Raw genomic sequence first — 11,095 nt, 5'->3', positions numbered from 1 at the left:
CCCCATGAAACCCCAGACCGCAGCTTGATCAACTTAGCGGAAATGGCATTGTCGAAGGTGCGGATCCGCCCTTGATGGGAGTGTCTGACCAGCGGCGGACGCCGTCTGGCCCCACCGCCGAGAGCGACTCGATGCAGAGAGACGATCACGAGCGGAACGCTTGACTTATGCCGACTCCGACCAATCACCAGCAGCTGACCGCCGGGCTCGTGGAACGAGCGCCTGCCAAGGACGCCGACGCCGTCGGGCCCAGGCGCCCTCTGACCGGGCCGACAAACCCAGTGATCACCGCCGCTGCTATCTGACCCTGATTACCGTCCCGGCTCTCCCAACCACCTGCACAGGAACAAAAGCATGCTCTGGAAATCTGATCGGCGAAGGAACAGCGGGGCCTGGTTGCCATTGATCGGCTCGCCGGAGTCGTCGAACTCAGCGCCGCAGCGGGGAGAGCCGCCTCGTGGACCGTCTGCCGCGAAAGCGGACGGTCCACGAGCACGATCTTGCACATCGTTGCAGGTCAGGGCACTGACGCGACTAGGTCAGACGTGTTCCGTTGCCGCACAAGGCCCGCGACTTGTGGCAACGTCCGTGGACACAGGCCTCGTGACCTCCCACCCGAAAAGCGGATGGTCAACTCCACCGTTTGCGCAGGTCAGCCGGGGTGACAGACGGGCCGCCACCGGGATCACACGACGCCGTTGCCACACCCGTTGCCACATAACGATCAAGCAGTGATCGACAAATCCTGCCATTTCCGCAGGTTAAACCGGTGGGCAGGGGCGGGGTCGAACCGCCGACCTTCCGCTTTTCAGGCGGACGCTCGTACCGACTGAGCTACCTGCCCCGGGTAGTGCGACTCTCGCATGAGCCACAGCGCACTGTTAGCCCTACGAACGCGGTCCCGACGGGACTCGAACCCGCGACCTCCGCCTTGACAGGGCGGCGTGAACTCCAGGCTTCACCACGGGACCATGCTCTAGATCGATCTTCAGTTGTCGCCCTCCAGGTGCCAGTCACGGTCCCTGTCCGGATCTGGAGGTCATGCTACACGACACCGGGACCACTCGAAGGGCCGGGAGCCCAGGATTCTTGCCCAACAGGACACGCACACGATCGCTCACGATTCGCTACGAAGACGCGACATCGGCATGAGATCTGCGGAGTCCGCGCGGCGGGCGCGGCGGCACGCCGGGCGCGCCCAGGAACGCCAGGCACGCCGCCGACCTCGAGGGAATCGAGCGAAAGGCGCGCAGCAGCACGGAGTCGATCCAGACCGCCGTTGCCGATCCCGTTCTGACCCGGGTCGAGGACGGGGTCGCCGTCGTCACCCTGAACCGGCTCGAGGTCATGAACGCGTTCACCCTGCCGATGGCCACCGCCTACGCGCAGGCCCTGCGTGCCGCGGACGCCGACCCGGAGGTCCGGTTCATCGCGGCCTCCGCCTTCGTCAACTCCGGCTTCTCCCGCCTCAGCCTGGTCGTCGAATACGGTCTGTCCTGGCATCTTCCCCGGATCATGGGCACCGCCCGGGTCTCGGACTTCCTGCTGTCCGGCCACGCCGTCAGTGCCGCCGAGGCGGCCGAGCTCGGGCTGGTCAACCAGATGATCACGGATGGCGACGTACTGGACCACGCGGTGCGCTACGCCACCGACATCGCGCGGTCCTGCTCACCGATGTCCCTGGCCGCCATCAAGGCGCGGGTCTACGCGGACCTGGAACGCAACGGGGACTTGGAACGCAGCCGCGCGGACGCGCTCACCGACGCCATCGCCCGGATGGACACCTCCTTGCTGGCAGCCACCCCGGGCAGCCAGCGCTTCCGCTGTTCCTCGGTGCACAGATCGCGCAGGTATGGCCCCACGATGCTCACGACACTCAGCCCGGCGGTGCGACACTGCGGGCCTATGGGCTTGTCCGTGGCGGTTGCCGGTGTCGTCAACGTCCAGCAGACGATCCCGGTCGATGGTTTCCCCTTCGCCTACCCCCCGGTGCGCTATCTGAACCGGTCGCTGCGCCTGGAAGTCGCCGGGGTCGGCTACAACGTCGCCCGCGGGCTCGCTGCGCTGGGCAGCGACGTGCGACTGGCGTCCCTGGTTGGGCAGGACGACGCCTATGCACAGGACTGGCTCACCCGGGCGTCGATCGTGTTCTGCTCGGCGGAGAACCTCACCGTACCCCCCGATGCCTTTGCCCGGCAGTTGCTTGCCCGGGGACCGGCACGGATCGTGGTCGTGGGTCTGGGCGCGCGGGGTTGCCTGCTGGCGGTGGCGGACCGGCCGGTGCGCGCTGTCGCGGCGGTCGCACCGCTGGGCGTGGTGGACACGACCGGCGGGGGTGATGCGCTGTTCGCCGGGTTCCTGCACTACTGGCTGGCCACCGGCGATCCCGACCGTGCCATCGACCGCGCGGTGCTTGTCGCCGGTTGGACGGTCGGTTTCCCGGGCACGGGCCACCATCCGACCGACGCCCAGATCCGTGCGCTGTATGCCGGCACCTCCGCCAAGTCCGGATGAGCTCACGCGCGGCGCGGACCGGTGTCCCGCCCGGGTGGCGTGCGACTCTCAAGCGACAGCAGCAACGGCGAGGAAACACTCGAGCCGACGTGAAGTGATCACGATGGCACGGTATCGTCACTCACAGGTCGAGAGGCGCTGCAACGGGCCCAGGTCCGCCACGCTCGGCCCGCACCGTTCAGTAAGGGCGCCTCCCATAACCGGGAGGTGGTCTGATGGCAGGGTCCAGGTCGGTCGACGAGGTGGCCATCGAGGCCAGCACGGTCGGGGCCGGCGAGCGGGAGCTCCAGGAGCTGCTGGCCCAGCGGGTCGTCGTGCTCGACGGGGCCTGGGGCACGATGCTACAGAACGCCGGGCTCACCCCGGCCGACTACCGCACGGAGCGGTTCCGCGACCACCCGAAGGACGTCGCCGGCGACCCGGACCTGCTGAACCTGACCCGTCCGGACGTGATCCTCGACGTGCACCGGCAGTATCTTGCGGCCGGCGCGGACATCACCACGACGAACACGTTCACCGCGACGAGCATCGGCCAGGCGGACTACGGGCTGCAGTCGCTGGTGCGGGAGATGAACCTGCGGGGCGCGCGGCTGGCCCGCCAGGCCGCGGACGAGGCCGCCCGGCAGACCGGGGGGCGCCGGTTCGTCGCCGGTTCGATCGGCCCATTGAACGTCACGCTCTCGCTGTCTCCGCGGGTGGAGGATCCGGCGTACCGGGCGGTGACCTTCGACGAGGTCCGGGCCGCCTACGCCGAGCAGATCCAGGCGTTGGCGGACGGCGGGGTCGACCTGCTGCTCATCGAGACGATCTTCGACACGCTCAACGCGAAGGCCGCGATCGCCGCCGCCCGCGAGGTCGCCCCGCGGCTGCCCCTGTGGATCTCGGTAACGATCGTCGACCTGTCCGGGCGGACGCTGTCGGGGCAGACCGTCGAGGCGTTCTGGAGCTCCATCGCCCACGCGCATCCGCTGGTCGTCGGGGTGAACTGCTCGCTCGGCGCCGAGGAGATGCGCCCGCATGTCGCCGAGCTCGCCCGGCTCGCCGACACGTTCACGGCCTGCCATCCCAACGCCGGCCTGCCGAACGCCTTCGGCGGCTACGACCAGACCCCGGACGAGGCCGGCCGGCTGATCGGCGAATTCGCCGCCGCGGGCCTGGTCAACATCGTCGGCGGCTGCTGCGGGACGACGCCGGCACACATCGCGCGGATCGCCGCCGCCGCCGCCGGCGCGGCGCCGCGCCCGGTTCCGGCCCCGCCGGTGCGCACCCGCTTCAGCGGGCTGGAGCCGTTCGAGATCGGCGAAGATACCGGCTTCGTCATGATCGGGGAGCGCACCAACGTCACCGGTTCGGCGCGGTTCCGGCGGCTGATCGAGGCCGACGACTACCAGGCCGCCGTGGACGTCGCCCTGGAGCAGGTGCGCGGCGGGGCCAACCTGCTCGACGTCAACATGGACGCCGACCTGCTCGACAGCGAGCGGGCGATGACCACGTTCCTGAACCTGCTCGCCACCGAGCCGGAGGCGGCCCGCCTGCCCATCATGGTCGACAGCTCGCGGTGGAGCGTGCTGGAGGCCGGGCTGCGCTGCGTGCAGGGCAAGGGCGTCGTCAACTCGATCAGCCTCAAGGAGGGTGAGGAGCCCTTCCTGGAGCAGGCCCGGCGCATCCGCGACTACGGCGCCGGCGTGGTCGTGATGGCCTTCGACGAGCGGGGCCAGGCCGACACCGCCGAACGCAAGGTGGCGATCTGCGCCCGCGCCTACGACCTGCTCACCCAGCGGGTCGGCTTCCCAGCCGAGGACATCGTGTTCGACCCGAACGTGCTCGCCGTCGCCACCGGCATCGCCGAGCACAACGGCTACGCGAAGGCGTTCCTCGACGCGTTGCCGCTGATCAAGCAGCGCTGCCCGGGAGCGCGGACCAGCGGCGGCATCTCGAACCTGTCGTTCTCCTTCCGCGGCAACGACATCGTCCGCGAGGCGATGCACTCGGCGTTCCTCCTCCACGCCGTGCGCGCCGGGCTCGACATGGGCATCGTCAACGCCGGCCAGCTCGCCGTCTACCAGGACATCCCCGCCGACCTGCTCGAACTCGTCGAGGACATGCTCTTCGACCGGCGCGACGACGCCACCGACCGGCTCGTCGCGTTCGCCGAGACCGTGAGCGGGAGCGGCACGAAGCGCACGGTGGACCTGTCCTGGCGCGAGGCGCCGGTCGAGGAGCGCCTGGCGCACGCGCTCGTGCACGGCATCGTCGACTTCATCGAGCCCGACACGGAGGAGGCCCGGGCGCGGGCGGCCCGCCCCCTCGACGTGATCGAGGGACCGCTCATGGACGGCATGAAGATCGTCGGTGATCTCTTCGGATCCGGGAAGATGTTCCTGCCGCAGGTGGTCAAGAGCGCCCGGGTGATGAAGCGCTCGGTCGCCTACCTGGAACCGTTCATGGAGGCCGAGAAGCAGCAGGCGCTGCTGGCCGGCACCGGCCGTGGCAACCGTGGCAACGGCACGGTGGTGCTCGCGACCGTCAAGGGCGACGTGCACGACATCGGCAAGAACATCGTGGGTGTGGTCCTCGGCTGCAACAACTACGAGGTCATCGACCTGGGGGTCATGGTCCCCGCCACGGTCATCCTCGACACGGCAGTGGCGGAGGGCGCCGACGCGATCGGCCTGTCCGGCCTGATCACTCCGTCCCTGGACGAGATGGTCACGGTCGCCACCGAGATGCAGCGCCGCGGGCTGAAGTTGCCCCTGCTGATCGGCGGCGCCACCACCTCGCGCCAGCACACCGCCGTCCGCATCGCCCCCGCCTACGACGCCACCACCGTCCACGTGCTGGACGCCTCCCGCGTCGTCGGCGTGGTCTCGGACCTGCTCGACGCCGACCGGGCCGGGGAGCTCGCCGTGCGTAACCGGGCGGAGCAGAAGCTCCTGCGTGAGCAGCACGAGAACCGCCAGCAGCGCCCGCTGCTCCCCCTCGCGCAGGCCCGGGCGAACCGCGAGCAGGTCACGTTCGACGACCTGCCCGTCCCCGCCTTCACCGGCGTCCGCGTCGTCACCCCGGACCTCAGCGCGCTGCGCGCGATGATCGACTGGCAGTTCTTCTTCCTTGCCTGGGAGCTGAAGGGCAAGTTCCCGGCGATCCTGGACCAGCCGGTGGCCCGCGAGCTGTACGACGAGGCGAACGTCCTACTCGATCAGATCATTGCGGACGGTAGCCTTCAGGCCCGCGGGGCCTACGGCTTCTGGCCCGCCGTCGCGGAGGACGACGACATCCTGATCGATCTGATCGATCTGATCGACGTCGGCGCGGTGAACAGCGACGGCACGTCGGGTCCGGGTGGCACGTCGGGTCCGGGTGCCACGTCGGGTCAGGGTGCCACGGGGCGGCTGCGCCTGCCGATGCTGCGCCAGCAGACGGCCAAGCCCGCGGGGCGGCCGAACCGCAGCCTCGCCGACTACCTGGCCCCGGCCGGGGACCACATCGGCGGGTTCGCCGTGGCCGTCCACGGCGCCGACACGCTCGCGGCCGGCTTCGAGGCTCGGCAGGACGACTACCGGGCGATCATGGTGAAGGCCCTGGCCGACCGGCTCGCCGAGGCGTTTGCCGAGTATGTCCACCTTGAGGCGCGACGCGCCTGGTTCGAGCCGGACGCCGAGCCGTCGCTGGAGGATCTGCACGCCGAGCGCTTCCGCGGCATTCGTCCCGCCTTCGGCTACCCGGCGAGCCCCGACCACAGCGAGAAGCAGGCGCTGTTCGACCTGCTGGACGCCGGGCGGGTGGGGATGGGCCTGACCGAGTCCTTCGCGATGACCCCCGCGGCCGCCGTCAGCGGGCTCATCTTCGCCCATCCGTCGTCGCGGTACTTCACCGTCGGGCGCATTGGCCGGGACCAGGTCGAGGACTACGCCCGGCGGCGGGGCCTGAAGATCTCCGACGTCGAGCGCTGGCTGCGCCCCAACCTCGCCTACGATCCCGAGTAGACGCCCCGGCCGGCCGACCTACCCGGGCCAGATCGGTCAGACCGGCGGAGATGTCCACATACAGGAAGATACCCTGCGTGTACGTTGAGTGCATGACCGTGTCGCCTAAACTGAACGTGCCGGAAGTCCGAGAGCGGCTCACGGCGATCATCGACCAGGTTCGCGCCGACCACACGCCGGCCTGCCTCGCCCGCCGTGGCCGGCGGGTCGCGGCCGTCAAGGCCGACCTCGGGCTGGCCTGAGGTACCCGGTCGGCATCGCCCCGCATGCGCTTCGTCAGTTGCGCAAGCTCGACCCAACGGCGCGACGCCGCGTCCAAGCGGCGGCCAGGAACGGGCTTGGCCGGCCGTGCCAGAAGATCGCCAGGTCGTCGGGGGCGCGGGTCGCCGCGACGAACAGCAGTGACCGGTCTCGTGCCCGTTCCTGCTGATACCTCCCTGCCCCGAGGAGCCGACATGAAGATCCTGACCGCGACCGCGGCCACCCAGGGCCAACGCGACAACGACTTCAACCACTGTGCCGAGGGGGAACTGGTGTGGATCGGCCTGATCTGCGCGATCGACCGGGCGGACCCCGACGGCGGATGTGGCTGTAGGCGGTCGTTCACGGGACTGTCCTCGCACCTCGTGACGACGACGGCGATGGTTCGCGACATCGCCGAGATGAGCCGGAGCTTCTACGCCGAGGCGCTACGGGCGGGCCTCGCCGCGCAGAGGTGGCACGCCGTCGGCTCCGAATCGCTGGCCGACGAGCTGACCCGGCTCGTCGACGGCTGGCCGGCAGGCGGCGTCGTGGAACGCAGGCTGGACATCGTCACCGTGCGCGAATGGACCATCCCGTAGCCAGCCTCAGCCCCACCGGTACCGTCATACGGCCCGGCCCGTGCTGGCCGGTCTTCCCGCCGCCGTGATGGGGACCTGGTACGCACAGCCGCGGCACAGCGGGCGCACAGTGCGGGCAAAGACTGTCCCGCCATGGTGAAGGCACAGGATCAGTCGATTTCAAGGAGAGCGCATGGCGGACTACCAGCGGGACGGCCGGAGGCCGACGTACGAGGGGCGTCCCCTGCCCCGGCCCGAGGAGGAGGCCGTCGACCAGGGACTGGGCTTCGACCTCGGCACGCTGCTGAGCCGGCGACGGGATGCTGACCTTTCTCGGCCTCGGTGCCGCGACGGCGGGCCTGACAGCCTGCGGGACAGGCGGGGCCGAAGCCTCGGGATCGTCCGGCTCCACCGCGTCGCCCAGCACGTCATCATCCGCCTCGACCAGCGGGGCATCCGGGGAGATCCCCCAGGAGACGGCTGGCCCCTACCCGGGCGACGGTTCCAACGGGCCGGACGTGCTCGAGCAGAGCGGCGTGGTCCGCAGCGACATCCGGTCCAGCTTCGGGGGAGCCACCGGCACCGCCGAAGGCGTCCCCATGACGCTGGAGATGACCATCACCGACCTCGCCGGCGGCGTCCCCTTCTCGGGAGTGGCCGTCTACGTGTGGCACTGTGACCGCGAAGGCCGCTACTCGATGTACAACCAACGGCATCACCGACCAGAACTACCTGCGCGGCGTCCAGATCGCCGACAAGGCCGGGAAGGTGCGCTTCACCAGCATCTTCCCGGCCTGCTACAGCGGACGCTGGCCACACATCCACTTCGAGGTCTACCCCGACCAGGCCAGCATCACCGACGCCACCAAAGCGATCGCCACGTCCCAGGTCGCCCTGCCGAAGAACGTCTGCGACCAGGTCTACGCGCAGCAGGGCTACGAGGCGTCGATCGCGAACCTGTCGCAGGTCAGTCTCGACAGCGACAACGTCTTCGGGGACGACGACGGCGCCCGCCAGCTCGCCACCGTGACCAGCAACGTCACCAGCGGCTACACGGTCTCCCTCGCCGTCGGCGTCGACACCACGACCACCCCGTCCAGCGGCCAGCCCGCCGGTGCTCCCGGCGGGCGGCCACCGGGTGCGCCGAGCTGACCCACACGACGCCTCGGGAGGACACCCCGTCGTCACGGCCAACCCCCTCCGGTTCACGGAGTCGAACTCGACGATCCCGGTGGTCGAGCAGGTCCCCGGGGCTCGGGTCTCCGGGGACTCGGGGGACTGGACAGGTGCGTGGGTGCACAATGGCGCTCTCGACCTCGGGGCGACTCACACATCGCGGGTTGGGGGAAATCGTGGGTTGGGGGAAGGAGAGCCGCGATGTCCGTGCCGGAGGTGCCAGCGCCGGACGAGTTGGTGATCAGCGCGGAGGCTCCGGAGCCCGTTCGGGACGACCTCGGCATTGAGTTCACCGTCGAGTCCGACGTGGATGTCGCCCATCCGCTCGTGACGATCGGTGATTCGCTCACCCATGGCTTCCAGAATCTGGCGGTCCGCAACACCGACCGGTCGTGGCCGGCTCTACTGGCCGAGGCGATGGGGGTGACGCCGTTTCGCTATCCGGTCTATCCCGGGCCGGATGGCTGCGCCGGCCTCCCCCTCAACATGGAGGAGTTGCTGCGCCACGCGGACACCATTACCAAGGGCCGGCCGCTACCGGCGCACGCGCTACGCCTGATAGTCACGCTGTACACCCAGGCGCGGGGGGTGCAACGCTACTGGGACTTCGGCCCGGGCCGGCTCCCCGTCGAGCAGGCGGAATTCAACCACAATCTCGCGATCTACGGCTGGGATGTCCGCGACGCACTCTCGAAGAACGTCGGCTGGTGCCAGGAACAGCTGGCCGAGCACCCCGCCCGCCGGTCCTGGAATCCGCGCAGACTCCTGGTCCAGAACGACGGGCCGATCGCTGCCCTGCGCGCCCTGGCCGGCCCCAGCGACCCGGGTACCACCCAGCTGACGGCGGCGCAGCAACTCGGTGCCGAGGGCGTCGGCACGCTCGTGGTCGCCCTCGGGGCTAACAACGCGCTGTCCAGCGTTCTGGGGCTGCGGCTGGTCTGGAGCGGAGACGACTTCGCCGACCTGAACGGGAAGAACGCCTACACGGTATGGCGCCCCGCCCACTTCCAGCAGGAGTACAACCAGCTCGTCACCGAAATCGAAAAGGTGGGAGCCCGGCATGTCGTGCTGGTCACCGTCCCCCACGTCACCGTCGCACCGCTCGCCCGCGGGGTCGGCTACAAGCCGGAAGGCTCGCGATACTTCGCCCGCTACACCTACGCCTGGATCAGCGACGACCAGTTCGACACTGCCGACCCCTGCCTGACCGGGACGCAGTGCCGGCAGATCGACAGCGCCATCGACATGTACAACCAAGTCATCATCGAGCACGTCAGGGCGCACCGGCAGGCCGGTGACGACTGGCGGGTCTTCGACCTGTGCGCCCTGCTGGACCGGCTCGCCTACCGCCGCTATCTCGACGACCCGACCACCCGGCCGAGTTGGTGGAACCGGTACGGCCCCTATCCGTTACCCCAGGCGCTCCGCGAGCTGCACCCCCGGCCCGACACCCGGTTCTTCCTCTCCGACGCCCGGGGCCGCACCCAGGGAGGTCTTATCGCGCTCGACGGCGTCCACCCCACCAGCATCGGCTACGGCATCATGGCCAGCGAAATGCTCGCGATCCTGGCCCGCGCGAACGTGCCCGGAGCCGTAGGCGCCACCATCGACTTTGCTGATCTCCTACGTCGGGACACCCTGGTCAGCAACCCGCCCGCCAGCCTCGGCGGCAACTTCCGCACCCTCGGCTGGCTACAGCACCAGCTTCAGCTGTTCGCCGCACTCACCGAACTCTGGTAAACACCGAATTCTGGTAAACCGAGCTCTGGTAGACCCAGCCCCTTTGTACTGGACCGCGAATGCTATTCAGCCGATCATCCCGCACGACCCTGCTGGTTATCGCTCTTCCCAGGGGGGTCCGCCGGCGAGTAGGGCGGCGCGCTGCCAGATGAGCAAATATTGACCCCCCCCCCCCGAAAAATTGCCGTTCTGGCGGGAACGCTGTGCGTCGTGGCGTCGGTAGCGCAATGTGGGGATGTCGAGCAGTATTCCGGTGGCGAGTGCGGAGCCGGCGATGAGGGTCGCGGTGTCCTCGACACCGCGCAGCGCCGCCCATCCCCCGACGACGAGGAGCAGGTTTCGGCGCCACATCACCCCGGCCGGATGCACGGGTGGCAGGGTGCGGTCGGGTAAGGCGGACGCCCACGCGACGGCCAGCGCACCGCGGGCCAGCGGCCCGGCGGGCACTGCCAGCGGCGCGGTGCGCAGGGTGCCGTCAGCGTGCAGGTCGCGGGCATGGCCGACCGCGTAGCCGGCCGCGGGATGGGCGGCGAGCGCGCCACTGAGGTCGGCGAGCGCGTCGGGTTCGAGCTCGTCGTCGGCGTCGAGGTTCTGGACCAGCGGCGCGGTGCACGCGCCGAGGGCGATGTTGCGGGCGACCTCTGGGCCTTCCTGGGTGCCGTGCGCGGCGATCCGGACCCGGCCATCGCCCGCCGCTCCGCAGGCGGTCAGCGCGTCGAGGACCTCGTCGGGCAACCCGTCGACCTGAACCCGCCACGTCCAGTGGGGATGGCTCTGCCGGTGCAGCGAATCCCACGCCGCGGGCAGGTAGCCCGCGTACTCGGCGTGTACCGCGGTGACCACATCGACCCGCATGTT

Annotated in this window: 6 protein-coding genes, 2 tRNA genes and 1 pseudogene; 6 read left to right on the top strand and 3 right to left on the bottom strand. The window is 69.7% G+C overall.

All coding sequences use genetic code 11. The annotated features are described in order from the left end of the window. Positions 1-770 precede the first annotated feature (770 nt). Positions 771-844: transfer RNA gene (locus AC08OT_RS01730), tRNA-Phe, on the bottom strand. 52 nt (positions 845-896) lie between these two features. Further along, positions 897-971 (bottom strand) — tRNA-Asp (locus AC08OT_RS01725). Between the two features lie 376 nt (positions 972-1,347). On the opposite strand from AC08OT_RS01725, the gene AC08OT_RS01720 reads away from it, so the two are divergent. The 6 genes and pseudogenes from AC08OT_RS01720 to AC08OT_RS01695 all read left to right on the top strand — a co-directional run bounded on the left by AC08OT_RS01720 (position 1,348) and on the right by AC08OT_RS01695 (position 10,237). After that, positions 1,348-2,514, top strand: a complete 1,167-nt coding sequence (locus tag AC08OT_RS01720) for a PfkB family carbohydrate kinase (protein WP_476594334.1) — start codon at positions 1,348-1,350, stop codon at positions 2,512-2,514. Positions 2,515-2,729: 215 nt separating this feature from the next. After that, a complete protein-coding gene (gene metH, locus AC08OT_RS01715) occupies positions 2,730-6,500 on the top strand; it encodes a methionine synthase (RefSeq protein WP_476602478.1) in 3,771 nt (1,256 codons plus the stop codon). A 92-nt stretch (positions 6,501-6,592) separates the two neighbouring features. After that, on the top strand, positions 6,593-6,742 hold the full coding sequence (locus AC08OT_RS01710; protein WP_476592464.1) for a hypothetical protein: 150 nt from the start codon (positions 6,593-6,595) through the stop codon (positions 6,740-6,742). 213 nt (positions 6,743-6,955) lie between these two features. Further along, positions 6,956-7,342, top strand: a complete 387-nt coding sequence (locus AC08OT_RS01705) for a DUF7715 family protein (RefSeq protein WP_476592463.1) — start codon at positions 6,956-6,958, stop codon at positions 7,340-7,342. A gap of 172 nt (positions 7,343-7,514) precedes the next feature. After that, positions 7,515-8,473, top strand: a pseudogene (locus AC08OT_RS01700) (intradiol ring-cleavage dioxygenase). Between the two features lie 225 nt (positions 8,474-8,698). Then, entirely contained in the window at positions 8,699-10,237 is a 1,539-nt protein-coding gene (locus tag AC08OT_RS01695; RefSeq protein WP_476592462.1) for a hypothetical protein, read from the top strand. 96 nt (positions 10,238-10,333) lie between these two features. On the opposite strand, the gene AC08OT_RS01690 is transcribed toward AC08OT_RS01695, so the two are convergent. Then, a complete protein-coding gene (locus AC08OT_RS01690) occupies positions 10,334-11,092 on the bottom strand; it encodes a glycosyltransferase family 2 protein (protein WP_476595448.1) in 759 nt (252 codons plus the stop codon). Positions 11,093-11,095 lie beyond the last annotated feature (3 nt).

Source organism: Frankia sp. CgJB1 (assembly GCF_977947065.1).
The sequence above is the reverse complement of the archived record's forward strand: the minus strand, read 5'-3'. Positions and strand labels throughout refer to the sequence as shown.

Coding starts and splice junctions, on each gene's coding strand:
- AC08OT_RS01720 (WP_476594334.1), top strand. CDS start 1,348: ATGAACGCGTTCACCCTGCCGATGGCCACCGCCTACGCGCAGGCCCTG.
- metH (WP_476602478.1), top strand. CDS start 2,730: ATGGCAGGGTCCAGGTCGGTCGACGAGGTGGCCATCGAGGCCAGCACG.
- AC08OT_RS01710 (WP_476592464.1), top strand. CDS start 6,593: ATGACCGTGTCGCCTAAACTGAACGTGCCGGAAGTCCGAGAGCGGCTC.
- AC08OT_RS01705 (WP_476592463.1), top strand. CDS start 6,956: ATGAAGATCCTGACCGCGACCGCGGCCACCCAGGGCCAACGCGACAAC.
- AC08OT_RS01695 (WP_476592462.1), top strand. CDS start 8,699: ATGTCCGTGCCGGAGGTGCCAGCGCCGGACGAGTTGGTGATCAGCGCG.
- AC08OT_RS01690 (WP_476595448.1), bottom strand. CDS start 11,092: ATGCGGGTCGATGTGGTCACCGCGGTACACGCCGAGTACGCGGGCTAC.